Source organism: Cellulosimicrobium sp. I38E (assembly GCF_001647255.1).
Taxonomy (GTDB): domain Bacteria; phylum Actinomycetota; class Actinomycetes; order Actinomycetales; family Cellulomonadaceae; genus Cellulosimicrobium; species Cellulosimicrobium cellulans_E.
In genome coordinates this window covers 53,590-78,605 of the sequence record NZ_LUAZ01000021.1, presented here as the reverse complement: position 1 = coordinate 78,605, position 25,016 = coordinate 53,590, and the positions used below count along the sequence as shown (strand labels likewise).

The 25,016-nt window shown below is 75.3% G+C and carries 23 protein-coding genes; 15 read left to right on the top strand and 8 right to left on the bottom strand.

What is annotated here, in order from left to right; all coding sequences use genetic code 11:
* Positions 1-2,628, top strand: a 2,628-nt coding sequence (gene infB, locus A0J59_RS07860; RefSeq protein WP_064315753.1) for a translation initiation factor IF-2, incomplete at its 5' end; no start/stop codon positions are given.
* 139 nt (positions 2,629-2,767) lie between these two features.
* Entirely contained in the window at positions 2,768-3,211 is a 444-nt protein-coding gene (gene rbfA / locus A0J59_RS07855; RefSeq protein WP_047232669.1) for a 30S ribosome-binding factor RbfA, read from the top strand.
* A gap of 110 nt (positions 3,212-3,321) precedes the next feature.
* On the opposite strand, the gene A0J59_RS07850 is transcribed toward rbfA, so the two are convergent.
* Positions 3,322-4,854 (bottom strand): MFS transporter, encoded by a 1,533-nt coding sequence (locus A0J59_RS07850; RefSeq protein WP_082918839.1) that lies wholly within the window; start codon positions 4,852-4,854, stop codon positions 3,322-3,324.
* An 81-nt stretch (positions 4,855-4,935) separates the two neighbouring features.
* Between A0J59_RS07850 and A0J59_RS07845 the strand changes: the two genes are divergently transcribed.
* From A0J59_RS07845 to A0J59_RS07825, 5 genes are all read left to right on the top strand, one after another.
* On the top strand, positions 4,936-5,526 hold the full coding sequence (locus A0J59_RS07845; protein WP_082380084.1) for a TetR/AcrR family transcriptional regulator: 591 nt from the start codon (positions 4,936-4,938) through the stop codon (positions 5,524-5,526).
* Entirely contained in the window at positions 5,523-6,503 is a 981-nt protein-coding gene (gene truB / locus A0J59_RS07840; protein ID WP_053371694.1) for a tRNA pseudouridine(55) synthase TruB, read from the top strand. The genes A0J59_RS07845 and truB overlap by 4 nt, the downstream gene beginning before the upstream one ends.
* A gap of 106 nt (positions 6,504-6,609) precedes the next feature.
* Entirely contained in the window at positions 6,610-7,644 is a 1,035-nt protein-coding gene (locus A0J59_RS07835) for a bifunctional riboflavin kinase/FAD synthetase (RefSeq protein WP_064315745.1), read from the top strand.
* A gap of 2 nt (positions 7,645-7,646) precedes the next feature.
* Positions 7,647-8,351, top strand: coding sequence for an ABC transporter ATP-binding protein (locus tag A0J59_RS07830; protein WP_082918838.1), 705 nt, complete (start codon positions 7,647-7,649; stop codon positions 8,349-8,351).
* Positions 8,352-8,353: 2 nt separating this feature from the next.
* Positions 8,354-9,958, top strand: a complete 1,605-nt coding sequence (locus tag A0J59_RS07825; protein WP_064315743.1) for a DUF6297 family protein — start codon at positions 8,354-8,356, stop codon at positions 9,956-9,958.
* A gap of 25 nt (positions 9,959-9,983) precedes the next feature.
* Here the strand turns inward: A0J59_RS07825 and A0J59_RS07820 are convergent, their stop codons facing one another.
* Positions 9,984-10,736 (bottom strand): ABC transporter ATP-binding protein, encoded by a 753-nt coding sequence (locus A0J59_RS07820; protein ID WP_064315742.1) that lies wholly within the window; start codon positions 10,734-10,736, stop codon positions 9,984-9,986.
* Between the two features lie 78 nt (positions 10,737-10,814).
* Complete coding sequence (locus A0J59_RS07815; protein WP_064315741.1) at positions 10,815-11,936, bottom strand: FtsX-like permease family protein; 1,122 nt, start codon at positions 11,934-11,936, stop codon at positions 10,815-10,817.
* 209 nt (positions 11,937-12,145) lie between these two features.
* On the opposite strand from A0J59_RS07815, the gene A0J59_RS07810 reads away from it, so the two are divergent.
* From A0J59_RS07810 to A0J59_RS07775, 8 genes are all read left to right on the top strand, one after another.
* Positions 12,146-13,489, top strand: coding sequence for a sensor histidine kinase (locus tag A0J59_RS07810; RefSeq protein WP_255365074.1), 1,344 nt, complete (start codon positions 12,146-12,148; stop codon positions 13,487-13,489).
* Positions 13,486-14,127 (top strand): response regulator, encoded by a 642-nt coding sequence (locus A0J59_RS07805; protein WP_047232675.1) that lies wholly within the window; start codon positions 13,486-13,488, stop codon positions 14,125-14,127. The genes A0J59_RS07810 and A0J59_RS07805 overlap by 4 nt, the downstream gene beginning before the upstream one ends.
* A gap of 236 nt (positions 14,128-14,363) precedes the next feature.
* Positions 14,364-16,331 (top strand): heme peroxidase family protein, encoded by a 1,968-nt coding sequence (locus A0J59_RS07800; RefSeq protein WP_064315740.1) that lies wholly within the window; start codon positions 14,364-14,366, stop codon positions 16,329-16,331.
* 177 nt (positions 16,332-16,508) lie between these two features.
* Positions 16,509-16,778: a 30S ribosomal protein S15 gene (gene rpsO / locus A0J59_RS07795; protein ID WP_021479897.1), complete on the top strand. Its 270-nt coding sequence runs from the start codon at positions 16,509-16,511 to the stop codon at positions 16,776-16,778.
* A gap of 314 nt (positions 16,779-17,092) precedes the next feature.
* The gene (locus tag A0J59_RS07790) at positions 17,093-19,318 is read left to right on the top strand and encodes a polyribonucleotide nucleotidyltransferase (RefSeq protein WP_053371618.1); all 2,226 of its coding nucleotides are present in this window, start codon (positions 17,093-17,095) and stop codon (positions 19,316-19,318) included.
* A gap of 1 nt (position 19,319) precedes the next feature.
* Positions 19,320-20,651, top strand: coding sequence for a pitrilysin family protein (locus tag A0J59_RS07785; RefSeq protein WP_047232677.1), 1,332 nt, complete (start codon positions 19,320-19,322; stop codon positions 20,649-20,651).
* Between the two features lie 207 nt (positions 20,652-20,858).
* Positions 20,859-21,614, top strand: a complete 756-nt coding sequence (dapB, locus tag A0J59_RS07780) for a 4-hydroxy-tetrahydrodipicolinate reductase (protein WP_255365076.1) — start codon at positions 20,859-20,861, stop codon at positions 21,612-21,614.
* 104 nt (positions 21,615-21,718) lie between these two features.
* Entirely contained in the window at positions 21,719-22,159 is a 441-nt protein-coding gene (locus A0J59_RS07775) for a hypothetical protein (RefSeq protein WP_064315751.1), read from the top strand.
* 19 nt (positions 22,160-22,178) lie between these two features.
* Here A0J59_RS07775 and A0J59_RS07770 read toward each other — a convergent pair whose 3' ends face one another.
* The 5 genes from A0J59_RS07770 to A0J59_RS07750 all read right to left on the bottom strand — a co-directional run bounded on the left by A0J59_RS07770 (position 22,179) and on the right by A0J59_RS07750 (position 24,990).
* The gene (locus tag A0J59_RS07770) at positions 22,179-22,637 is read right to left on the bottom strand and encodes a hypothetical protein (protein ID WP_047232678.1); all 459 of its coding nucleotides are present in this window, start codon (positions 22,635-22,637) and stop codon (positions 22,179-22,181) included.
* A 79-nt stretch (positions 22,638-22,716) separates the two neighbouring features.
* Positions 22,717-23,226 carry a GNAT family N-acetyltransferase gene (locus A0J59_RS07765; RefSeq protein WP_064315739.1) on the bottom strand — a complete coding sequence of 170 codons (510 nt, stop codon included), beginning with the start codon at positions 23,224-23,226 and terminating at the stop codon, positions 22,717-22,719.
* Positions 23,227-23,267: 41 nt separating this feature from the next.
* Complete coding sequence (locus A0J59_RS07760) at positions 23,268-23,588, bottom strand: AzlD domain-containing protein (protein ID WP_047232680.1); 321 nt, start codon at positions 23,586-23,588, stop codon at positions 23,268-23,270.
* Positions 23,585-24,409: an AzlC family ABC transporter permease gene (locus A0J59_RS07755; RefSeq protein WP_082141171.1), complete on the bottom strand. Its 825-nt coding sequence runs from the start codon at positions 24,407-24,409 to the stop codon at positions 23,585-23,587. The genes A0J59_RS07760 and A0J59_RS07755 overlap by 4 nt, the downstream gene beginning before the upstream one ends.
* Complete coding sequence (locus A0J59_RS07750) at positions 24,406-24,990, bottom strand: TIGR00645 family protein (RefSeq protein ID WP_220084455.1); 585 nt, start codon at positions 24,988-24,990, stop codon at positions 24,406-24,408. Before A0J59_RS07750 ends, A0J59_RS07755 begins: the two co-directional genes overlap by 4 nt.
* Between the last annotated feature and the right edge of the window lie 26 nt (positions 24,991-25,016).

The window sequence follows — 25,016 nt, the reverse complement described above, 5'->3', positions numbered from 1 at the left end:
GCTCCGGCCGCACCCCAGGCGGAGGCGCCCGCGCCCCAGCCGGCGGCACCCGCCCCGGCGAAGGCCGAGCCCGCGAAGGGGCCCCAGGCTCCGACGCCGGCCGCGCCGGCACCGAAGGCACCGGCGCCCCAGGCCCCCGCGGCCGAGCGTCCCGCGCCGGCCCAGAAGCCCACCGCCACGCCCAAGCCGGGTGGCGGCACCAACGCGCCGGCTCCCCGTCCGGGTGGCTCGGGCGCTCGCCCCGGCGCCCCGCGCCCGGGCAACAACCCGTTCGCCACCAGCCAGGGCATGCCCCGGCAGGGTGGCGGACCGCGTCCGGGGGCCCCGCGCCCGGGCAACAACCCGTTCGCGTCGAGCCAGGGCATGCCCCGGCCCGGCTCGCGTCCCGAGCGCACCGAGGGTGCCGCGGCGGCGTCCGGCGAGCGTCCGGGCGGCCCCCGCCCGGGTGGCCCGCGTCCCGCTCCGCGCCCCGGCGGCCCGCGCCCGAACCCGGGCATGATGCCCGGTCGCACCTCGATCGGTCGCCCCGGCGAGCGTCCCGCTCCCGGTGGTCGTCCCGGTGGTGGCGGCGGCGGTCGTGGCGGCGGTGGCGGCTTCGCCGGTCGCCCCGGCGGCGGCGGCGCTCCCGGTGGTGGCGGCGGCTTCGCCGGTCGCCCCGGTGGCGGCGGCCGTGGCGGCGCGGGTCGTGGGTCCACGCAGGGCGCCTTCGGGCGCGCCGGCGGACGTCCGGTCCGTGGGCGCAAGTCGAAGCGCGCGAAGCGCCAGGAGTTCGAGCAGATGCAGGCGCCGTCGCTCGGCGGCGTGCAGGTTCCCCGCGGCAACGGCAAGACCGTCGTCCGCCTGCGTCACGGCTCGTCGCTCAACGACTTCGCCGACAAGATCGACGCGAACCCGGCGAGCCTCGTCACTGTGCTGTTCCACCTCGGTGAGATGGCGACCGCGACCCAGTCGCTCGACGAGGACACGTTCGGCACGCTCGCGGCCGAGCTCGGCTACGTCATCGAGATGGTCTCGGCCGAGGAGGAGGACCGCGAGCTGCTCGGGTCCTTCGACATCGACCTGGACGCGGAGCTCGAGGCCGAGAGCGACGACGAGCTGGCGGCCCGTCCGCCGGTCGTCACCGTCATGGGTCACGTCGACCACGGAAAGACCAAGCTTCTCGATGCGATCCGCCAGACGGACGTCGTCGCGGGCGAGGCCGGCGGCATCACCCAGCACATCGGTGCGTACCAGGTGCGTCACGAGCACGAGGGCACCGAGCGTGCCATCACCTTCATCGACACCCCGGGTCACGAGGCGTTCACCGCCATGCGTGCCCGCGGTGCGCAGGTGACGGACATCGCGATCCTCGTCGTGGCCGCGGACGACGGCGTGATGCCGCAGACCATCGAGGCGCTGAACCACGCCCAGGCGGCGAACGTCCCGATCGTCGTCGCGGTGAACAAGGTGGACAAGGAGGGGGCCAACCCCGCCAAGATCCGCCAGCAGCTCACCGAGTACAACCTGGTGGCCGAGGAGTACGGCGGCGACACCATGTTCGTCGACGTGTCGGCCAAGCAGAACATGGGCATCGACGACCTCCTCGAGGCCGTCCTGCTCACGGCCGACGCCTCGCTGGACCTGCGCGCGAACCCGGACAAGGACGCGCGCGGTGTCGCCATCGAGGCGAACCTCGACAAGGGCCGCGGCGCCGTCGCGACCGTCCTGGTCCAGTCCGGCACGCTGCGCGTCGGCGACGCGATCGTCGCCGGCACGGCCCACGGCCGCGTCCGCGCGATGTTCGACGAGCACGGCAACGCCGTGACCGAGGCGGGCCCCGCCCGTCCTGTCCTCGTGCTGGGTCTCGCGTCCGTGCCGAGCGCGGGTGACACGTTCCTCGTGGCGCCCGACGAGCGCACGGCACGCCAGATCGCCGAGAAGCGCGAGGCCGCCGAGCGCGCCGCCCTCCTGGCCAAGCGCCGCAAGCGCATCAGCCTCGAGGACTTCACGCAGGCGCTCCAGCAGGGCAAGGTCGAGACCCTCAACCTCGTCCTCAAGGGCGACGTGTCGGGTGCCGTCGAGGCGCTCGAGGACGCGCTGCTCAAGATCGACGTGGGCGACGAGGTCGAGCTGCGCGTCATCCACCGCGGTGTCGGTGCGATCACGCAGAACGACGTCAACCTCGCGACGGTCGACAACGCGATCATCATCGGCTTCAACGTGAAGTACGGCGAGCGCGTCGAGGACCTGGCCGAGCGCGAGGGCGTCGACGTCCGCTTCTACTCGATCATCTACCAGGCGATCGAGGACGTGGAGGCCGCGCTCAAGGGCATGCTCAAGCCGGAGTACGAGGAGGCCCAGCTGGGCACCGCGGAGATCCGCGAGATCTTCCGCTCCTCGAAGTTCGGCAACATCGCCGGTTCGATCGTCCGTTCGGGCGAGATCCGCCGCAACGCCAAGGCGCGTGTCCTGCGCGACGGCAAGATCGTCGGGGACAACCTCACGGTCGAGTCGCTCAAGCGGTTCAAGGACGACGCGACCGAGGTCCGCGAGGGCTTCGAGTGCGGTATCGGACTGGGTTCGTTCAACGACCTCCAGGTCGGCGACACGATCGAGACGTTCGAGATGCGGGAGAAGCCGCGTTCCTGACGCTCGTCACGCCCGGGGGCGGTCACGGTTCGTGGCCGCCCCCGGGCGTTCGTCTCCCGTCCCGCCCGGCCGACGGGGACCGTTCGGCGTACGGTCGTCGGGACCGTAGCCGGAACGCTCGGCACGAAAGGAAGAAGTCATGGTCGATCACCCTCGGGCGAGGAAGCTCGCCGACCGCATCAAGGAGATCGTCGCGCAGATGCTCGACACGCGGATCAAGGATCCGCGCCTCGGGTTCGTCACGGTGACGGACGTGCGCGTCACCGGTGACCTGCAGAACGCGTCCGTGTTCTACACCGTGTACGGCACCGACGAGGAGCGGGCCGGGACGGCCGCGGCGCTGGAGAGCGCGAAGGGCCTCATCCGGTCCGAGGTTGGCAAGCAGACGGGGATCCGTCTGACGCCGACGATCGAGTTCCACCTCGACTCCGTCCCCGAGACGGCCGCGCACCTCGACGCCGCGCTCGTCGAGGCGCGCCGTCGCGACGCGGAGCTCGCGGCCCTGCGCGAGGGCAAGGCCTTCGCCGGGGACGCGGACCCGTACCGCACGGCCGAGGAGGAGGGGGAGTCGGCCGAGCGCTGACCTCCGCACCGCGCCGAGGGCCGGTGGCGACACGCGACGCGTGCCGCCACCGGCCCTCGGTCGTTCCACGGGCGGGCCGGGCGAGAAGGGTCCTCGCCCGGTGGGCGTGGTCAGCGGCCCGTGCCCCGGGGGAGGAAGAGCGCGGCCGCGGTGGCGACCGCGAGCACGGCGGCACCGACGGCGAGGGCCGGTACGAGCCCGGTCGCGAAGGCGGCCGGTGTGAGCGCCCCGCCCGCGGCGAGGAAGACGGCGGTCAGCACCGCGACCCCGAGCGCGACGCCGATCTCCCGCAGCGTCGCGTTGACGCTGCTCGCCGTCGCGTGGTCGGCGTCCGCGACCCCGGCGAGCACCGCCGTCGCGACGGGCGCGAAGGTGAGACCCATGCCGACGCCGGCGAGCACGAACGCCGGCACGAGCGCGCCGTAGACGGTCGGGTCCGCGTCCACGAGGGAGGCCATCCAGCCGAGCGCGACGGTCTGGAGGGCGAGGCCGGTGACGACGAGGGGGCGCACGCCGACGCGGGATGCGAGCGCACCCGCGAGGGGCGCGACGACCATGGGCGCGGCCGTCCACGGCAGGGTCCGGACGCCCGCCTCGAGGGGGGAGTAGCCCTGGCCCACCTGGAGGAACTGCGTGAGCAGGAAGACCGCGCCGAACATCCCGACGGCGAACGCGAGGCTCGCGACGTTGGCCGCGCTGAAGTTCCGCGAGCGGAACAGGCGCAGCGGGACGAGCGGGTGCGCGGTGCGGGCCTCCCGGACGACGAAGAGCACGAGCAGGGCGGTCGCCGCGGCGAGGGTCGCGATCGTCGCCGCCGACCCCCACCCGCGCCGCTCGGCGTCGACGATGCCCCACACGGCGAACAGCACGCCGCCGCCCGCGAGGAGCAGCCCCGGGACGTCGAACGGCTGCCGACGCCCGAACGACTCGCGCAGCGCCGCGAGGACGAGCGGCACGGTGACGAGGGCGACCGGGACGTTGAGCCAGAAGATCGCCTGCCAGCTCAGGCCCTCGACCACGGCGCCGCCGACGAGCGGTCCGAGCGCGATGCCGAGGCCGGAGACGCCGCCCCACACGCCGATCGCGAGCGCGCGCCGCGCGGCCGGGACGGCGCCGACGAGCAGCGTGAGCGACAGCGGGAAGATCGCCGCGGCGCCGGCGCCCTGGACGGCGCGGGCCGCGACGAGCGCGCCGGGGGTGTCCGCGAGGGCGGCGGCCGCCGACGCGAGGGTGAAGAGCGCGATCCCGCCGACGAACACCCGGCGGCGACCGAGGCGGTCGCCGAGCGCGGCCGCGGGCAGCATGAGCGTCGCGAACGCGAGCGTGTAGGCGTTGACGAACCACTGGAGCTGCTCGACGGTCGGCCGGAGCGCCTCCGAGATCACGGGGAGCGCCCCGGTGACGACGAGGTTGTCGAGCGTCGCCATGAACATGGGCAGCGACGCGGCGACGAGCGCGAGGGCGACGGGGCGCGCACGCCGTGCCGCGGGCTCTGGGGCGGGGTGGGGCGCCCGTGCGGTCGGCGGGCGGCGCTCCGGCGCGTCCGCGACGGTCGTGCGCGCGAGGCGCGCGCCGCCGGGCAGGTCGTCGAGCAGCGCGTCGGTCGACGCGGGGGCCGACGGTTCGGTCGAGGGGAGTGTCATGGTCGTGCCTCCGAGGCGGGAGTAAGCATTGATTGATTACTTCCTGACTGACGCTAGTAATCGACTGATAACCTGTCAACCATGAGTTCCGACGCACCGGCCCGGCGCATGACGCGCGACGAGCGCCGCGAGCAGATCCTCGACGCCGCCACCGCGGTGTTCGCCGAGGGCGGCTACGCGGGCACCAGCACGGACCAGGTCGCGCGGGCCGCGAACGTGTCCCAGCCCTACGTCGTGCGGCTCTTCGGGACCAAGGAGGAGCTGTTCCGCGAGGTGTTCGACCGTGTCGCGAGCGAGATCGTCGCGCGGTTCGAGGCCGTCCCGCCCGGCCCGGACGCCAAGGCCGCGATGGGCGAGGCGTACACGCGGCTCATCGCCGACCCGGACCAGCTCCGCGTCCTCATGCACGGGTTCGTGCTCGGCGCCGACCCGGTGCTCGGCACCCGGGCGCGCGCGGTGCTGGCGCAGGCGTTCGACCTCTACCGCACGCGTGCCGGGGCGAGCGACGAGGAGGCGCGCGACTTCGTGGCGCGCGGGATGCTGCTCAACACGCTGTTCGCCGTCGAGGCCCCGTCGCACGCCGACGACGACCCGGCGCTCGCGGTGCTCGTCCGGTGCACGGTCGACCCGTCGGACGCACCGGGCCGGGCGTCGACGGGGGCGGCCCGATGACCGCCGCACGCACCGAGCGTCCGCGCGACCAGGCGCCCCGCCGCCCGACGGCGCCCGACGGCCTGGTCGTCGTCGACAAGCCGGGCGGCTGGACGAGCCACGACGTGGTCGGTCGCGGACGGCGGCTCGCGGGCACGCGCAAGGTCGGCCACGCCGGCACGCTCGACCCCATGGCGACGGGCGTGCTCGTGCTCGGGGTCGGCCGGGCCACGAAGCTCCTCACGTACGTCGTCGGCGCGGACAAGGACTACGACGCGACGATCCGGCTCGGCGCGAGCACGACGACCGACGACGCCGAGGGCGAGGTCGTCGCGACCGCGGACGCGTCCGGCGTCGGGCGCGCCGACCTCGACCGCGCGATCGCCGACCTCACGGGCGAGATCCTCCAGGTGCCGAGCACGGTGAGCGCGATCAAGGTCGACGGGAAGCGCGCCTACGCCCGCGCCCGCGCGGGCGAGGACGTCGCGCTCGCGGCGCGCCCCGTCGTCGTCTCGCGGTTCGAGGTCCTCGACGTGCGCCCGGTGGGGGCAGGGGAGACGCCCGACGGCGCGCCTCCCGCCCTGGACGTGGACGTCGCCGTGACCGTGTCGTCGGGCACGTACGTGCGCGCGCTCGCGCGCGACCTCGGCGCGGCGCTCGGCGTCGGCGGGCACCTCACGGCCCTGCGGCGCACGCGCGTCGGCGGGTACGGGCTCGACGTCGCCTCGACGCTCGAAGAGCTCGAGGCGCAGGCCGACCGCGACGGCGTCCTCGCGACGCTGCCGCTCGCCGAGGCCGCGCGCGCGACGTTCCCCGTGCGCGAGCTCACGGCGCAGGAGGCCACGGCGCTGTCGTACGGGCAGTGGATCCCCGGGACCGGGTCGCCCGGGACCACGGCGGCGATCTCCCCGGCCGGCGAGCTCGTCGCCCTCGTCGAGGACACGCGCCGCGGCGGCGCCGACCTCGCGAGGCCCGTGCTCGTCCTGGCGCCCGCCTGACGTCCTCGGTTCGGCGTCGGGGCCGGGGCGTGGCAGTCTTGTCCAGCGGCGCCGACGACTCCCTGCCGGCGCGCCCGACCCACCCCCTCACCGGAGGAGTTCTCGCGTGCACCTGTGGACGGACCTGAGCCAGGTTCCCCCGGGTTTCGGCCCGTCGGTCGTGACGATCGGCAACTTCGACGGCGTCCACCGCGGCCACGCCCAGGTGCTCGGGCGGATCGTCAACCTCGCCCGCTCGCGCGCCGCGCGCGCCGTCGCCGTGACGTTCCACCCGCACCCGGCGGTGGTACACCGCCCCGAGAGCGCGCCCGAGCTCATCACGGGCATCGCCGACCGGGTCGAGCTGCTCGCGGCGACGGGCCTGGACGCCGTCCTCCTCGTGGAGTACACGCTCGAGTTCGCGCGCCAGACCCCGGAGGAGTTCGTGCGCACGTACCTCGTCGACGGGCTCCGGGTCGGGACCGTCGTCGTGGGGCACGACGTGCGCTTCGGCCGCGACAACGCCGGGACGATCGAGACCATGGTCGAGCTCGGGTCGCGGTTCGGCTTCGAGGTCGTGGCGATCGACGACGTCGGGCAGCACCAGGGCGTGCCCGTCACGGACGAGGCCGCGCCGGGGGACTCGCAGGTGCGCTGGTCCTCCACGGGCGTGCGGGCGCTGCTCGCGGCGGGCGACGTGCGCGAGGCGGCGCGCATCCTCGGCCGGCCGCACCGCGTGCGGGGCACGGTCGTGCACGGCGACGCCCGGGGTCGTGAGCTCGGCTTCCCGACGGCGAACCTCGGTGCGATCAGCGGCATGGTCCCGGCCGACGGCGTGTACGCGGGCTGGCTGGAGCGGCCGCAGCTCGCGGGCGCCGACCCCGAGCACGCCGACGTCCGCCTCCCGGCCGCGATCTCGATCGGCACCAACCCGACGTTCGACGGGCTCGAGCGCCGGGTCGAGGCGTACGTCCTCGACCGCGCCGACCTCGACCTGTACGACGAGGACGTGGTCCTCGAGCTGGTCGAGCGCCTGCGCCCGACGCTGCGCTTCGACGGCATCGAGCCGCTCGTCGCGCAGATGCACGACGACGTCGCCCGCGCCCGCGAGATCCTCGCCCGCGCGGACGGGGAGCCGGTCCCGACCGCCCCGGAGGCCTGACCGTGGCGGCCTCGACCCCGGGACCTGCCCCCGTGCTCGAGGCGCGCACGCTGCGCGTCGGCTACGCCGACGTCGCCGTGTGCGCCCCGGTGGACCTCACCGTGCAGCCCGGCGAGCTGGTCGTCGTCATCGGCGCGAACGGCAGCGGGAAGTCGACGCTCCTGCGCACGGTGCTCGGCCTCCAGCCCGCGCTCGGCGGGGCCGTGCGGGCCTTCGGCCGCGCGGTCGACGAGCGCGAGCGGGACTTCCGCGCGCGCGTCGCGGGCGTGCTCGACGACGACGCGTTCTTCCCCGCGCTCACGGTGCGCGAGCACCTCGTCCTCGTCGCGCGCGGGCACGGCGTGGTCGGTGCGGGGGCGGCCGTGGACGCGCTCCTGGACCGGTTCGGCATCGCGGAGCAGGCGGCGTCGTTGCCGTCGGCGCTCTCGTCGGGCCAGCGGCGCCGCTTCCTCCTCGCCTCCGGATTCGTGCGGCCCCGTGGGCTGCTCGTGCTCGACGAGCCCGAGCAGCGCCTCGACCCCGGCATGCGCGAACGGCTCGCGGGCCTGCTCGTCGACGACGCGCGCAGCGGCGTCGCCGTGGTCCTCGCGACGCACGACCCGGACCTCGTCGCGCGGACCGGCGCCCGTGGCCTGCTCGTGGGTGACGACGCGTGCGTCGCGCTGGATCCCGCGGACGCGCACGACGCGCTCCTGGCGGTGCGCTGACGGTGACCGGCGCGCACCCCGACGGAGCTCCCGGGGAGACTCGCCGCGCGAGCCGCGACGACGGTCCCGGCGACGCGGCGGACGGGCTGCGCACCGACCCCGACGAGCTGCTCACCGGCCGTGAGCTGCGGCGCCTGACGGCGCGTGCCGCGGCGGCGCGGGCCGACGCCGGGCCGGGGGAGATCGTCGTCGACGTCGCCTACGCGGTGGTGTCCGTCGCGCTCGCGACCGGCTGGGTGATCGGGCTCGCCTCGATGCTGCGCTCGTCGTTGGACACCGGAGCCCCGGCCGGCTCGGCGCAGGTGCTCGGTCCGGGCGGGATCCAGGCGCTCGGGACGGCCGCTCTGCTCGCGTTCCTCACGGGGACGGCCGTGCGCCTGGGCCCGGTGGGCGCGGGCAGCGGGGGAGTCCGCTGGTGGGTGCCCACCCCGGCAGACCGGCGCGGGCTCGTCGTGCCGTCGTTCGTCCGGGCGGTGCTGCTCGGCGGTGTCGTCGGCGTGGTCGGGACCGCGGTCGTCGCGGTCGCCGCGGGGCTCGACGCCGGCCCGGCGGTGCGGGGCGCGCTCACGGGCGGCGCCCTCGGCCTCCTGCTCGTCTCGGTCGCGGGCCTCGTCCAGCCGTCGACCCGCGCGGCGGCGGCGCTCGCCCGCGCGAGCGACGTCGCCGTCGCGGCCGTGCCGGTCGCGGGCCTCGTGCTCGTCGTCGTCGGCCGCTCCGGCCTGCCCGCGCTCGCCGCGCCGCCGCTCGTCGCGGTCGGGCTCCTCGCGGTCACGGCGGTGCTCGTGCTGCGCTGGTGGCGCGGGCTGGAGTCGCTCGGCGCGACCGTCCTGCGTGCGCAGAGCTCCGTCGCGGACCAAGTGGGCGGTGCCGTGCTCTCGTTCGACACGCGCGACCTCGGCCGCGCCCTGCGTCGTGCCGGGGCTGCCCGGGTGCGCGTCCGGCGCCCGCGCCGGTTCGCCGCGGTGCGCGGCGCGTTCGGCGCGGTCGTGACGGCCGACCTCGTCCTCCTCGGGCGCAGCCCGTCCGCGCTCGCGCAGCTCGTCGGCCTGGGCGCGCTGACGGTCGTCGCCCAGCAGGTCCCGGGCCTCGGCTCGGGGTTCGGCCTCTTCGCGGTGCTGGTCGTGGCGGGCCTCGGCGCCGCCGTGCTCGGCGCCGAGGGGGCGCGCACCGCGGAGATGGCCCCCGTCGTCGACTCCCTCGTGCCGCTCGCCGCGCGCTGGACCCGGCTCGCGCGCGCCGTGGTCCCCACGCTCACGGCCGCCGCGTGCCTCCTCGTGGGCTCGGCGCCGCTGGTGGTCGCGACGGGAGACGGGCGGTGGGTCGCGCTCGGCGCGCTCACGGCCGTCGTCCAGGGCGCGGCCGCCGTGCGCAGCGCCTACCGCGAGCCGCCCGACTGGGGCGGCCCGCTGCTCGCGACGCCCGCGGGCGGCGTGCCGACGGGCGCCGCCGCGGTCCTGCGCAAGGGCCCGGACGTCGCCGTCCTCGGCGCCGTCCCCCTGGGCGTCGCGCTCCTCGTCGGTGCTCCCGGCTGGGGTGCGGTCGTCGCGCAGGCGCTCGCGGCGGTGGTGGCGCTCGCGGTCGCGACCCACGTGCGCGCGGCGCGCTGACCGCGGCCTGCGGCCGGGGGAGACGTCAGGCGACGACCGGTACTTCGACGACCCGGCCGTCCGCCAGGTGCACGCGGGCGTCGACCGGGCCGAGGGTCGCCTCGTCGTGCGTGACGAGCAGCGTCGCGGCGTCGAGCTCGCGCGCGAGCCGCACGACGAGCTCCACGACCTGCACGCCGCGCTCGTGGTCGAGCGCCGACGTGGGCTCGTCGACGAGGAGCACCTGCGGGTCGTTCATGAGCGCCCGCGCGATCGCCACCCGCTGGCGCTGACCGCCCGAGAGGTGCTCCGGCCGGCGGTCCGCGCGGTCCGCGACGCCCACCGCGTCGAGCAGGGCGAGCGCGTGCGCGCGGCGCGACGCGGCGGGTCGGCCGCGCAGGTGGCTCATGAGCTCGAGCTGCTCGAGCACGGTGAGGGACGCCACGAGCTGCGGCTGCTGGAACACGATCCCGATGCGCTCGCGGCGCAGGGCCGCTGCCCGGTCCGCGGCACGCCGCGCCCGGCGGCGGGGCCTGCGCGCGGCCCGCCGGGCACCGGCGGCGTCGTCGGGTGCGTCGAGCGGTGCGCTGACGACGTCGTCCCCGACCCGCACGACGCCGGACGTGGGCGGCGTGAGGGTCGCGGCGACGGCGAGCAGGCTGGACTTGCCGGCGCCGGAGGGGCCGAGCAGCGCCGTGGTCGTGCCCGACGGCACGGTGAGCGTGACGTCGTCCACGGCGACGAGGACGCCGTCGCCGTCGGGGTACGCGAGGCGGATGCGGTCGAGCGTGAGGTCCACGGGGTGCTCCTGGGGGTCTCGGGTCTGGGGGGATGTCGGGGGACGGGTTCGGTGCGGGCGAGGGCGGCCGGACGCCGGTCAGCGCGCGGCGAGGGCGGCGTGCGGGTCCACGCGCGCGACCCGCGTCACGGCGAGGACCGCGCCGAGCCCGCCGAGGGCGACGAGCACGACGGCGGGGACGAGCGTCGTCGAGACGTCGACGACGACGGGCATGACGCGCGCCGCGAGCAGGCCGGCCCCGGCCGCGAGCGCCGTGCCGAGCCCGACGCCGACGCCGAGCACGACGCCGGCCTGGCCGATCGCGTCGCGCAGGAGATAGCGCGTCGAGGCGCCCAGCGCCCGCAGCACGGCGACGTCTCCGGCGCGCTGGATGGTCCAGACCGTGAAGAACGCGCCGACGACGAGTGCGGAGATCGCGAGGAGGAACACCTGCATGAGGGTCAGCGAGAGGTTCTCGGCGGTGAACGAGGAGATGGCGGAGCGCGCGTCGCGCGGCGTCGCGGTGACCGTCCCGAGGTCCGCGTCGGCCGCGGCGACCGCGTCCGCCGACGGCGGGTCGTCGCCGAACCGCAGCGCGACGACGGTCGCGGTCGGGCCGTCCTGAGCGTCGCCCGCAGCGGCGCCGCCGCGCGCGCCGACCGCCTGCCAGTCGTCGAGCGAGACCCAGACGACGGGCGTGTGGGCGAAGTCCGCCTCGGCGTCCGCGACCGCGGCGACGGTCAGGTCGAGCGGGCCGGCTCCGACCTGGTCGCCGACGTCTGCGCCCAGCGCGTCGGCGGCGCCGCTCGAGAGCACGACCGTCCCCGTGGAGACGTCGATGCCCCCGTCGTCCGCCCCGGGTACCAGGCCGGAGCCCGGCTGGACGCCGAACGTGGTGACGGCCGCCGTGCTCTCGCCGGACGCGCGCACCGTCGCGACGCCGAGCGGTTCCGCGTTCCGGACACCGGGGACGTCTGCCCACGCCTCCTGCTGGTCGGCCGTGACCTCGGACTCGGTGAAGGTCGGAGAGGCGCCCTCGGCCGGCGGCGCGAAGGCGAGGCGGTCGACGGGCAGCTCCGTCACGGCCGACGTGCTCGCGCGACCGAGCCCGGCGGTGAGCGCCGCGAGGAACGCGACGAGGAACGTGATGAGCGCGACGACCGTGATCATGAGCGCGAAGCGCCCGCGGGCGTGGCGCAGGTCGCGCAGGGCGAGGAACACGGGGAGGACCTCCAGGGTGCCGTGGGCGGGTGGACGACGGCGGGCCCGGCACCGGTGGGTGCCGCGTGTGCCCGACGTCCCCTCCACGGTCCCGCGGAGGGCGCCGGTCCGGATCGTCGTGCCGGTCGGTCCTGCGGCGCCGTGGGGTGGAGCCGGGCATCGACCGTTCGGACGATGCCGGGCACGGGCGGCGTGGCTAGGGTGACGGCGTGATCCCGACCGCGTCCTCGACGCCCGCAGCCGCGCCCGGTGGGCGTGCCGGGCTCGTCGGGGACGGCGCACGGGTCGTCCCGGCGGCCACGCGGTGGTTGCGCCGGGGCCTCGACGTCCTGCTCGTGGGTCTGCTCGTGCTCGCGCTCGTCGGGGCCCTCGCGACGGGCACGGTGCGCGGCGTCGTCGCCGTCGGGGTGGGTGCCGCGCTGCTCGCCCTCTACGTGCTGGGACGGCGACGCCTGCCGGTCCCGGCCGACGTGCGTGCGCCCCGGGGCGCGTGGTGGCCCGCGGGCGCGTGGGTGACCGGGCTCGTGGTGCTGTGGGTCGCGCTGTGCCTGGCCTCGATCACGGCGGTGTGGGTCGCGTTCCCGCTCATGTTCGTCGCGATGCACGTGCTCGGCCCGCGCCGTGGCCCGGTCGTCGTCGGCGTGGTCGTGCTCCTCGTGATCGCGGTCATGGTCGCGTACACGGCGAACCTCGCGCTGCCGTTCGTGCTGGGCCCGGCCATCGGTGGCGCCGTCGCGGTCGTCGTCGTGCTCGCGCTCGAGGCGGTCGTGCGCGAGTCGCAGGAGCGCCAGCGCACGCTCGACGAGCTCGTCCGCACGCGCGACGAGCTCGCGACGGCCGAGCGCGAGCGCGCCGTCGCGGGCGAGCGCGAACGACTGGCGCGCGAGATCCACGACACGCTCGCCCAGGGTTTCTCGTCGGCCGAGCTGCTCCTGCGCGCCGCGCAGACCGCGCTCGACGACGGTGACGTGGCCACCGCGCGCGGGTACGTGGAGCAGACGCGGGACGTCGCGCGGCACAACCTCGCCGAGGCGCGCCGCGTCGTGCGCGCGCTCGCACCCGCCGACCTCGAGTCGTCGAACCTCGTCGACGCGCTGCGTCGCACCGCGGCTCGCACCGCAGCCGGCGCCTCCGGGCACGCCGCCGACGGCGGGCCGGACGTGGTCGTGCAGGTGAGCGGTGACGCGGTGCCGCTGCCGACGGACGTCGAGGCCGCCCTGCTGCGCGTCGCCCAGTCCGCGCTCGCCAACGTCGAGCGGCACGCGGACGCGTCGCGCGTCGCGGTCACGCTGAGCTTCCTGGCCGGTGTCGCGACGGGGGAGGAAGCCGTCGCGCTCGACGTGGTCGACGACGGGCGCGGCTTCGACCCCGACGGCCTCCCCGGCCGCTCCGCGGACGGGCAGCCGCCGTCGGGAGGGTTCGGCCTCGTGGCGATGCGTGCGCGGCTCGCCGAGCTCGGTGGCACGCTGTCCGTGGAGTCGGCGCCGGGCGCAGGCACCGCGGTCGCCGCCTGGGTGCCGCTCGCACCAGTCGAGGACGAGGAGGGGCGATGACCGGACCGGCCGTCGTCGACGTCGTCCTCGCGGACGACCACCCGGTCGTGCGCACGGGCCTGCGCGCGGTGCTCGAGGCCGAGCCGGACGTGCGCGTCGTCGCCGAGGTCGGCTCGGCCGAGGAGCTGCTCGCGCGGCTCCGCGGCGGGCTGCGGGCCGACGTCGTGCTGCTCGACCTCCAGTTCGGTCCCGGTCGGCTCGGAGGGGTCGACGCGGTCCGGGAGATCGTCGCGACCGACGGCCCGGCCGTGCTCGTCGTGACGACCTACGACGCCGACGCCGACATCCTCGCGGCGGTCGAGGCGGGCGCCCGCGGGTACCTCCTCAAGGACGCGCCGACCCACGAGCTCGTGGCCGCCGTGCGCGCCGCCGCGGCGGGCGAGGTCGCGCTCGGCCCTGCCGTCCAGCGGCGCCTGCTCGGGCGCCTGCGCAGCCCCGGCACGGCGCTCACCGCGCGCGAGCTCGAGGTGCTCGCGCTCGTCGCCGAGGGACGCACCAACGACGAGATCGCGCGCGAGCTGTTCCTCTCGCGCGCGACCGTGAAGACCCACCTCGTGCACGTCTACGACAAGCTCGGCGCGCCGTCGCGCACCGCGGCGGTCGCCGAGGCCCGACGGCGCGGCCTCCTGCGCGGGTAGCGGGCGCCGGGCGGTGCGTCCGCCGGCGTCCGCGACGTGTCACGGGACCGGGTGCGGTCCCTCCCTCCGGGTGAGCGGCGTCGTCGTGCACGGCGTCCGTCGCGGCCGCGCGATCCCCGGGCCGCAGTCCAGGGGGCGGTCGCACACGCCCCTGCGCGAGCGCGAGCCGCCCGCGGGGGCGTCCGGTGGCCCGCCCGCGCGGGCCGCACGACGACCTCCCACAGAGAGGCAGAGCCATGGAGGCTCAGCAGCACGCGGCGCCACCCGGCGCCGGCGCCATCGTCGAGACGGTGGTCGACGACGTCGCCCCCGACGCGGTCGACCAGGCGTCCACCCCCATCGGCCGGACCGTCCGGAGCGTCGGTCACGGCGCGGCCGTCGCACCCGACGACGCCGTGCTCGAGACGGACGCGCACGCGGACGTGGACCCCGCGGAGTCGAACGCCCCGCTCCTGCCCGCGGCCGAGGCCGCGGTCGCCCGGGACCACGAGCTCCACCGCTACGACTCCACGACCGCGTTCGACTACCTGTTCCCGGAGCTCGCGGAGCGCTTCCCCGCGTTCCACCTGCCGGTCGGCGACGGCGCGACGACGGGCACCGTCGAGGCGCTCCTGGCGCTCGGCGCGTCCATGGTCGCCCGACCGGTCGCCCCGCCCGGGCAGCCGCCGCGCGACCTCAACTCCCACGTGCCGGCGGTGTACACGTACTGGGGCCAGTTCATCGACCACGACATCACGCTCAACACGAACGGCCCGGACACGACGGCCGGCCGGGACGGCGACCAGGCGCTCGGCGACGTCGACGCCGTGCCGTTCCAGGTCTTCGCGCCGCGCGTCGTCGTGCGCTCGCTCCACAACGGGCGGCACCCCGCGCTCAACCTCGACTCGCTCTACGGGAGCGGGCCCGTGTTCGCGGGGGAGCGCGGCTACCGGACCACCCGCAGCGAGGCGTCCTACGTCCCGGGGTCCGCCAAGCTCCGGCTCGGGCGCATCTCGACCGAGCCGCTCGTGATCCCGGGCGGGCCGTCGTTCTCGCTCGTCGAGCCCGGCGGCGACGCCCAGCGCGACCTGCCGCGCGACGAGCAGGGCGCACCGCTCGTCCCGGACGGGCGCAACGACGAGAACCTCGTCGTCGCCCAGTTCCACCTCGCGATGATCCGCTTCCACAACGCCGTCGTGGACTGGGTGGACGACGTCGAGCCGTGGACGCGGCTCACGGGCGGGGAACGCGGTGTCTTCGAGCGCGCGAGCCAGCTCGTGCGCTGGCACTACCAGTGGCTCGTGGTCAACGACTACCTGCGCACCCTCACCAAGCCGGGGGTGCTCGACGCGACGCTCCTGCGCGACACGTCGTTCTTCCGCCCCCGGTACCCGATCTCGATGCCCCTCGAGTTCGCCGTCGCGGCGTTCCGGTTCGGGCACTCGATGATCCGGGACTCGTACGACTACAACGTCAACTTCACCGGGCCGCCGCCCCGGAACGCGAGCCTGGTCCAGCTCTTCCAGTTCACGGGGAGCGGCGGCAGCCTGCGCCCCGGGCCGGCGGGCGACCCCGCGCTGCCGTCCAACTGGCCGATCGAGTGGGCCCGCTTCGTGGACAAGGGCGACCCCTCGCCCTTCCGGGCCGCGGAGAAGATCGACACGTTCCTCGCACCGAGCCTCGGCGACCTGGTCAAGGAGGGGAACCTGCCGCCCGAGCCGCCCGCGCACACGCCGGCCCAGCTCGTGGCGAGCGCGCTCCAGAAGCAGCTCGCGCAGCGCAACCTGCTGCGCGGCTACATGCTCGCGCTGCCCACGGGCGAGGCCGTCGCCACGGCGCTCGGCGTCACCCCGCTCACCCCGGCCCAGCTCGAGGACCGGGCCGGCGACGACGTGAAGCAGGCGCTCGCGGCCCTGCGGGACGGCGACCACGGCGGCACCCCGCTGTGGTACTACGTCCTCAAGGAGGCCGAGCTCCAGGGCAACGGGAGCTTCCTCGGCGAGGTCGGCAGCCGCGTGCTCGCGGAGACGTTCGTGTACCTGCTGCGCCAGGACGACACGTCCTACGTCCGGGCGAGCAACCACTGGACGCCGGCGCAGGGCGTGCACTTCGAGGACGGGTCCCTCGTCCTCACCCTGCCGGACCTGCTCCGGTTCGCGGGCGTGCTGCCCGACGCGGCGGGACGGTTCCGCGGCGACGGGACGGCCGGGCACGACGGGGCCTGAGCCCGGAGGACGGTGCGGCCGCGCCGTCGGCGGAGGTGCGCTCGGACGACGACCGCACCGTCGCCGGCGGTGCGGCCGCGCGCTGGTACGATGGATGCGCCGTCTGACCGGCCGCGGATCCAGAGAGCCCGGGAGAACCGTCCCCGGCGCACCGCGCAACGAACCCGAAGGAGAACCGTGCCGCTCGACACTGCCACGAAGCAGCGCATCATGACCGAGTACGCGACGAGCGAGGGCGACACCGGTTCGCCCGAGGTCCAGGTCGCGCTCCTCACGCAGCGCATCAAGGACCTCACCGAGCACCTCAAGGAGCACAAGCACGACCACCACAGCCGTCGTGGTCTGCTCCTCCTCGTCGGCCAGCGCCGTCGCCTGCTCGGCTACCTGCAGAAGGTCGACATCAACCGCTACCGCAGCCTCATCGAGCGCCTCGGTCTGCGTCGCTGACACGACACCGCCAGCCCGGTCCCTGCGGGGACCGGGCTGGTCTGGTGTGATGTACCTGTCACACCACGGCTGATCACCACCAGCCGACACCACCCACACCGCGCCGCCGGCCTCTCGTTCGGTCCTCGGTAGTGGCTCACGGACCCCCACGGCCCCGTCTCGGACGGAGCCGGTACGGGAACCGCCGTGGACCTCGATCGAAGACCGCCGAGCGTCGAGTGCGACCGGAGCCCCCGCGCCACGCGCGCCGGGGCGCGGACCGGAACCCTCGACAGGGGCTACCCGGGCGGCGCTTCGAGAAAGGGAGGGCACCCGTGGAGGGTCCCGAGATCCAGTTCGCCGAGGCCACGATCGACAACGGTCGCTTCGGCACCCGCACCGTCCGGTTCGAGACCGGGCGCCTCGCGCGTCAGGCCGCCGGCTCCGTCGCCGCGTACCTCGACGACGAGACCATGCTCCTGTCGGCCACGACGGCCGGCAAGCACCCCAAGGACCAGTTCGACTTCTTCCCGCTGACGGTGGACGTCGAGGAGCGCATGTACGCCGCGGGCCGCATCCCCGGCTCGTTCTTCCGCCGCGAGGGCCGCCCCTCGACGGACGCGATCCTCGCGTGCCGCCTCATCGACCGCCCGCTGCGCCCGCTGTTCGTCAAGGGCCTGCGCAACGAGGTCCAGGTCGTCATCACAGTCCTCGCGCTCCACCCGGACGACGCGTACGACACGCTCGCGATCAACGCGGCCTCGGCGTCGACGCAGATCTCCGGCCTGCCGTTCTCCGGCCCGGTCGGCGCGGTCCGCATCGCGCTCGTCGACGGCCAGTGGGTCGCGTTCCCCAAGTACTCCGACAAGGAGCGCGCGGTCTTCGACATGGTCGTGGCCGGCCGTGTCGTCGGCGACGACGTCGCGATCGCGATGATCGAGGCCGAGGCCACCGACGGTGCCTGGGGCCTCGTCAAGGACGAGGGCGTCGGCGCGCCGACCGAGGAGGTCGTCGCCGAGGGCATCGAGGCGGCCAAGCCGTTCATCAAGGCGCTGTGCGACGCGCAGTCGGCGCTCGCCGCCCAGGCCGCGAAGCCGGTCAAGGAGTACCCGGTCTTCCTCGACTACCAGGACGACGCGTTCGCCGCGGTCGAGGCCGAGGTCTCCACCGACCTGCGTGCTGCGCTCGCCATCGCGGACAAGCAGGACCGCGAGAACCGTCTCGACGAGATCAAGAACGAGATGGTCGGCAAGCTCCAGGCCGGGTTCGACGGCCGCGAGAAGGAGCTGTCCGCCGCGTACCGGTCGCTCCAGAAGAAGCTCGTGCGCCAGCGCGTGCTCACCGAGGGCGTGCGCATCGACGGCCGTGGGCTCGCGGACATCCGCACGCTGTCGGCCGAGGTCGAGGTGCTCCCGCGCGTGCACGGCTCCGCGCTCTTCGAGCGTGGCGAGACCCAGATCATGGGCGTCACCACGCTGAACATGCTCCGCATGGAGCAGCAGATCGACTCGCTCGGTCCGGAGACGCGCAAGCGCTACATGCACAACTACAACTTCCCGCCCTACTCGACCGGCGAGACCGGCCGCGTGGGCAGCCCCAAGCGTCGCGAGATCGGCCACGGCGCGCTCGCCGAGCGTGCCCTCGTGCCGGTGCTCCCGAGCCGCGAGGAGTTCCCGTACGCGATCCGTCAGGTGTCCGAGGCCCTCGGCTCCAACGGCTCGACGTCCATGGGCTCCGTGTGCGCCTCGACGCTCTCGCTCCTCAACGCGGGCGTGCCGCTGCGCGCCCCCGTCGCGGGCATCGCGATGGGCCTCATCTCCGACACGGTGGACGGTGAGACCCGCTACGCGGCGCTCACCGACATCCTCGGTGCCGAGGACGCGTTCGGCGACATGGACTTCAAGGTCGCCGGCACGCGCGAGTTCGTCACGGCCATCCAGCTCGACACCAAGCTCGACGGCATCCCCGCCTCGGTGCTCGCCGGTGCGCTGACCCAGGCGCGCGACGCGCGCCTGACGATCCTCGACGTCCTCGCCGAGGCCATCGACGTGCCCGACGAGATGTCCCCGAACGCCCCGCGCGTCATCTCCGTGAAGGTGCCGGTCGACAAGATCGGCGAGGTCATCGGCCCCAAGGGCAAGATGATCAACCAGATCCAGGAGGAGACGGGCGCGGACATCTCCATCGAGGACGACGGCACCGTGTACATCGGTGCCACCGACGGCCCGTCGGCCGAGGCCGCCCGCGCGGCGATCAACGCGATCGCCAACCCGCACGTCCCGGAGATCGGCGAGCGCTTCGTCGGCACGGTCGTCAAGACGACGTCGTTCGGCGCGTTCATCTCGCTCTCCCCGGGCAAGGACGGTCTGCTGCACATCAGCCAGATCCGCAAGCTCGTGGGCGGCAAGCGCGTCGAGAACGTCGAGGACGTGCTGTCCATCGGCCAGAAGGTCCAGGTCGAGATCGGCGAGATCGACCCGCGCGGCAAGCTCTCGCTGCACGCCGTGGTCGAGGAGGAGGCTCCGGCCGACGCTCCCGCGACCGAGGGCGCGGACGCCTGACGTGCCCTGGGACCTCCCGCTCGTCCCGGCGGGTGACGCCGGGGCCGAGCTGACCGCCGGGCAGGACGGCGCGACGATCCGTCGCTCCGTCCTGCCCGGCGGGGTCCGCGTGCTCACCGAGTCCATGCCGGGCCTGCGCTCGGCGACGATGGGCGCGTGGGTCGGCGTCGGCTCGCGCGACGAGACCGACGGCCACTTCGGCTCGACGCACTTCCTCGAGCACCTGCTGTTCAAGGGCACCGCGCGCCGCTCGGCGATGGACATCGCCGAGGCGTTCGACGCCGTCGGCGGCGAGGCCAACGCCGCGACCGGCAAGGAGCACACGTGCTACTACGCGCGCGTGCTCGACGCCGACCTGCCCATGGCGGTCGACGTCATCGCCGACATGGTGACGTCCGCGCGCCTGGACCCCGACGAGCTCGAGACCGAGCGCGGCGTGATCCTCGAAGAGCTCGCGATGAACGACGACGACCCCTCGGACGTCGTGCACGAGGAGTTCGCGGCGGCCGTGCTCGGCGGGCACGCGCTCGGCCGCCCGATCGGCGGCACCCCGGACACGATCAACGCGGTCCCGCGCGACGCCGTCTGGGAGCACTACCGCTGGCACTACCGCCCGGAGACGCTCGTCGTCGCGGCGGCGGGCGGCGTCGACCACGACACGCTGGTCGCCCAGGTGGGCCAGGCGCTGCTCGACGGCGGCTGGTCGCTCGACGCGGGCAGCGCACCGCGCGCGCGGCGCGACCCCGCCGACCCCGCCCTCGCGGGCGTCGGGACGGCGGGCGTCGAGCTGTCGGTGCACCGGGCCGTGGAGCAGGCGAACGTCGTCATCGGCGGCACGGGCCTGTCCGCGACCGACGACCGCCGCTTCACGCTCTCCGTGCTCAGCGCGGTGCTGGGCGGCGGCATGAGCTCGCGCCTGTTCCAGGAGATCCGCGAGAAGCGCGGCCTCGCGTACTCGACGTACTCGTTCGCGTCCGGCCACGGCGGCATCGGCACCTTCGGCCTCTACGCCGGCTGCGCGCCGTCGAAGGTCGACGAGGTCACGGCCCTGCTCCACTCCGAGCTCGACCGGCTCGCGGACGACGGCATCACCGGCGCGGAGCTCGACCGCAGCATCGGCCAGCTCTCCGGCGGCATGGTGCTCGGGCTCGAGGACTCCGGCTCGCGCATGAGCCGGCTCGGCAAGGCCGAGCTCGTCTACGGCGAGCTCCTGAGCGTCGAGGAGTCGCTCGACGCGGTCCGCTCGGTCACGGCCGACGACGTGCAGAAGCTGGCCGGCGAGCTCGCCTCGCGACCGCGGTCCGTCGTGCGCGTCGGGCCGTTCGGCGGCTGATCCCCGCCCGCCAGGGCGTCTCGCGGCGGCCGTCCTCCTTCGCGGAGGGCGGCCGCCGTCGTGCTGTGGGCAGACCCACTGCCCGGGGAGGCGGACGCGGCACCGGTCCGCCCGCGCACCGGCGATAGGGTGACGGGCGTGAGCGACCAGAGCATCCCCGCGCCCGATTCCGCCCCGACCGCCCCCGGCAAGGAGCCGGGGCGCCCGCTGCGGGTCGCCGTCCTGGGCGCCGCCGGGCGCATGGGCGCGACGGTCTGCGCCGCCGTCGAGGGCGCGGCGGACCTCGAGCTCGTCGCGCGCCTCGACGCGGGCGACGAGGTCGCGGCCGCGACGCTCGGCGGTGCGGACGTCGCCGTCGACTTCACCGTCCCGTCCGCGACCGAGGCGAACGTCCACGCGCTGATCGACGCGGGCGTGCACGCCGTCGTCGGGACCACGGGCTGGACGGAGGAGAGCCGCGGACGCGTCGTCGCGCACCTCGGTCGTGCCGCCGCAGCCGGCGCACCAGGTCTCGGCGTGCTCATCGCGCCCAACTTCGGTCTGTCCGCCGTGCTCGCGATGACGTTCGCCGCCAAGGCCGCCCGCTACTTCGAGTCGGCCGAGGTGATCGAGCTGCACCACCCGGACAAGGTCGACGCGCCGTCCGGCACCGCGCGGCACACCGCCGCGGCGATCGCCGCGGCGCGCGCCGACGCGGGCGTCGCGCCGAGCCCCGACGCGACGGAGACGGGCTGGGAGGCGCGCGGCGCCGACGTCGACGGCGTGCGCGTGCACGCGGTGCGCCTGCGCGGCCTCGTCGCGCACGAGGAGATCCTGTTCGGCAACGCGGGCGAGCAGCTGGTCATCCGGCAGGACTCGTTCGACCGCGTCTCCTTCATGCCGGGCGTCCTGCTCGGCGTCCGCGAGGTCGTCGGCCGACCGGGCCTGACCGTCGGGCTCGAGAACGTGCTGGACCTGGCGTGAGCGCGCCCGGCGGTCCGGTCGGTCCTGGCGCCGACGGCGGCAGCGACGACGGCCGTCCGGGGGGGACGACCGGGCGGTCGCGCGCCGCCCGGCCCTGGAAGGCGATCGTCGGCGCGGTGCTCGTGACGATCCTGCTCGCGCTCTACGTGTGGCAGGTCGCCGGCCGCGCCGCCGCGCTCGTCGGCACGGGCGAGCCCGTGGCGATGGTGATCGGCGCGGGAGTGCTCGTCCTGCCTCTGCTCGTGGTGGGGCTGGTCGGGCGCGAGTTCGCGCTCGCCGGCACCGTGCAGCGCATGGCCGACGACCTCGCCGCCCAGGGCCGGCTGCCGGTCGACGACCTGCCGCGCTCGCCCGGCGGGCGCATCGACCGGGAGGCCGCCGACGCGGCGTTCGGCCCCTACCGCGACGCGGTCGACGCCGACCCGCAGAGCTGGGAGGCCTGGTACCACCTCGCGTTCGCCTACGACGCGGCGCGCGACCGGCGGCGTGCGCGCGAGGCGCTGCGCAAGGCCGCGGCGCTCTACCGCTCGCGCCGCCGCGCCTGACCGCGCCCGGGCACGAGGGTCACAGGCTGGTCCAGCAGTAGAGCCGGTGACCGGCGTCGTCGGCACGGGCGCACAACGCGGAGAGCCGGTGCAGCGCGTCCGCGAGGTCCGCGGGGTCGGACCCCTCAAGCTCCTCGGTCGCGGCCCACCGCACGGCGACCTCGTCGAGTGCCGCAGGCGTCGCACCGGCGAGGGCGCCCACGAGGGTGTCGGTCACCGAGACCACCCACGGCCCCTCGTCCCCGGCGGTCGCGACGAGCGACCCGTGACGGGCGTCGGCGGTCACCTCGGCGTACGGCCGGTCCGTGAGCAGGCTGGTCAGCGTGCCGGCCACGACGAACGGGTCGATGCCCTTGAGCTCCACCGTCGCGAACGCGGGCTGGGAGGTCAGCGGGTCCGGAGAGTCGGGGCCCAGAGCCGCGGCGGTCGCGGCCCGGGTGTCGTCGGGAGCGGCGAAGTAGTCGGTGAGGATGCCCATGGCGGTCGATCCTCGCAGGTCAGTTGCGCGGACGGGTCACGGCGGTGTCACGGGTGCGTGACGAACAGGGACCCGAGCCTCAGATCTCGGCGGTCCAGCGCCGCTCGACGACGTCGCGCACCCCGGTCGCGAGCGTGCGGGTCCGCCCGTCGGGCCCGAGGCCGGCCCCGGCGAGGAACGCCTCGCGCGCGGTGTCGCCGTCGAGCACCCAGGTGACGACCTCCTCCGCGCCGTCGCGGCGCAGCCGGTCGACCGCGGCCGCGAGCAGGCGCGACCCGTGCCCGCCGCGCTGGTGCCGCGGCTCCACCTCGAGCGCGAGGACCTGTCCGGGCGCCACGGCGGCGAACCCGACCACGTCCGCGCCCGCGCACGCGACGAGCACGCCGAAGCCCGGACCCGGGGGCGAGGAGATGGCGGCGGCCCACTGCTCGCGCATCCGCACGTTGTCGAGCGCGTCGAGCACGTCCTCGCCGAGGACCTCCTCGTGCGACGAGCGCCACGCGCCCACCTGGATCGCGGTCATCGCGACGTCGTCGCCGGGCACGGCGGGGCGGACGGAGACGTCGGCGGTCTCGCGGAAGAGGCTCACGGGCTCACCCTACGAGACCTCGGGGGCACTTCCGGCCGGAGTCATCCCCAGCCGAGGGCACGCAGACCCGCGGCCGTGGCGGCGGCGAGCACCACGACGACGATGAAGGGCGCGCGCAGCGCGAGCGCGACCGCCGCCACGCCGAGCGCGGGCAGGCGCGCGTCCACGACCAGGGCCTGCCCGTCGCCGACGGTCTGCACCGCGACGAGCGCGGCGAGGAGCGCGGCGGTCACGAGCGCCGCCGTGCGCGCGACACGCTCGTCGGCGAGCCAGTGCTCGGGCACGAGGTGCCCGGCGAGCTTGAGCGCGAAGCACACGGCGGACGCGGCCAGCACGACGACCCACACGGTCGCTGACGTCATGAGGTCTCCTTCTGCGGCGGTCCGTCCGTGGACGACGAGGGCGACCCGCCCGCGGCGGCGCGCCGACGTCGCACGTCGACCTGCCCGATGACGATCGCGACCGCGGCGGCGGCCAGCACCGGTACACCGCCCGGCGCGACCGGGATCAGCAGGACCGCGACGAGGACGGCCGCCGCCGCGGCGAGCTGCATCGCCCGCGCGGCGAGCCGGGGCCACAGGAGGGCGAGGAACGCGGCCGCCGCGGCGGCGTCGAGCCCCCACGCGCGCGGGTCGCCGAGCGCGTCGCCGGCGAGCGCCCCGACGAGCGTCATGGCGTTCCACAGCACGAAGATGCCGACGCCCGTCCACCAGAACCCGGCCCGGACGGCGCGGCGCGAGCGCTGGGCGGTCGCGACCGCCGTCGACTCGTCGATCGTGAACTGCGCCGCGACGACCTTGTGCCACGACCGCAGCGCGAGCAGCGGGCCGAGCTGCGCCCCGTACAGGGCGTTGCGGACCCCGAGGAAGCCTGCGGTCGCGATCGCCGCGGTCGGCGCGCCGCCGGCGCCGACCACCCCGATGAGCGCGAACTGCGACCCGCCCGAGAACATGAGCAGGCTCAGCGCCATGGTCTGCGCGACGTCCAGCCCCGCGACCACCGACAGCGCCCCGAACGAGATCCCGTACAGCCCCGTCGCGACGGACACCGACACGGCCTGGCGCACCGCGGCACGGACCTCGTCCTCGACCGCATGCTCGACGGCGTCGGTCACCTCGGCGTCGAGCGACGCCGGGGCGTCGGTCTCGGCGCCGGGGCGCGGGACGTCGTCGGGCCGGCTCATACGTGCGGGTCGGCCGGGCCCTCGCCCGCCGCGGCCGCGTTGGCCGCACGCTGGTGCGCGGTGAGGGACATGCGGTCGATCGCCGCGAGCGCGAGGGCCGAGACGACGAACGCCAGGTGGATGATCACCTGCCACATCATGACGTCGCCCGTGATCCGGCCGGTGGACGACTCGATGAAGGTGCGCAGCAGGTGGATCGACGAGATCCCGATGATCGACATCGCGAGCTTGGTCTTGAGCACGTTCGCGTTGACGTGGCTCAGCCACTCGGGCTGGTCGGGGTGACCGTCGAGCCGGATGCGCGACACGAACGTCTCGTAGCCGCCGACGATGACCATGATGAGCAGGTTGGAGATCATGACGACGTCGACGAGGCCGAGGACGGCGAGCATGATCTCCTCGGCGCCGAACGCGTGCGACACCATCTCGTGCGTGGCGGGGTCCTCGACCGTGTGCTCGCCGGTGAACCCGCCGACGATGAGGTGCCACAGCTCCTTGAGGAACTGCCAGACGTAGACGACCTGGGCCACGATGAGGCCGAAGTAGAGCGGTGCCTGGAGCCAGCGGGACGCGAAGATCATGTATCCGACGGTCGTGACGCGGGCGC

Bases quoted from the DNA above. Each gene is read 5' to 3' on its own strand.
- rbfA (WP_047232669.1), top strand. From the start codon at position 2,768: ATGGTCGATCACCCTCGGGCGAGGAAGCTCGCCGACCGCATCAAGGAG.
- A0J59_RS07850 (WP_082918839.1), bottom strand. From the start codon at position 4,854: ATGACACTCCCCTCGACCGAACCGTCGGCCCCCGCGTCGACCGACGCG.
- A0J59_RS07845 (WP_082380084.1), top strand. From the start codon at position 4,936: ATGAGTTCCGACGCACCGGCCCGGCGCATGACGCGCGACGAGCGCCGC.
- truB (WP_053371694.1), top strand. From the start codon at position 5,523: ATGACCGCCGCACGCACCGAGCGTCCGCGCGACCAGGCGCCCCGCCGC.
- A0J59_RS07805 (WP_047232675.1), top strand. From the start codon at position 13,486: ATGACCGGACCGGCCGTCGTCGACGTCGTCCTCGCGGACGACCACCCG.
- A0J59_RS07800 (WP_064315740.1), top strand. From the start codon at position 14,364: ATGGAGGCTCAGCAGCACGCGGCGCCACCCGGCGCCGGCGCCATCGTC.
- A0J59_RS07770 (WP_047232678.1), bottom strand. From the start codon at position 22,637: ATGGGCATCCTCACCGACTACTTCGCCGCTCCCGACGACACCCGGGCC.
- A0J59_RS07760 (WP_047232680.1), bottom strand. From the start codon at position 23,588: ATGACGTCAGCGACCGTGTGGGTCGTCGTGCTGGCCGCGTCCGCCGTG.
- A0J59_RS07755 (WP_082141171.1), bottom strand. From the start codon at position 24,409: ATGAGCCGGCCCGACGACGTCCCGCGCCCCGGCGCCGAGACCGACGCC.
- A0J59_RS07750 (WP_220084455.1), bottom strand. From the start codon at position 24,990: ATGATCTTCGCGTCCCGCTGGCTCCAGGCACCGCTCTACTTCGGCCTC.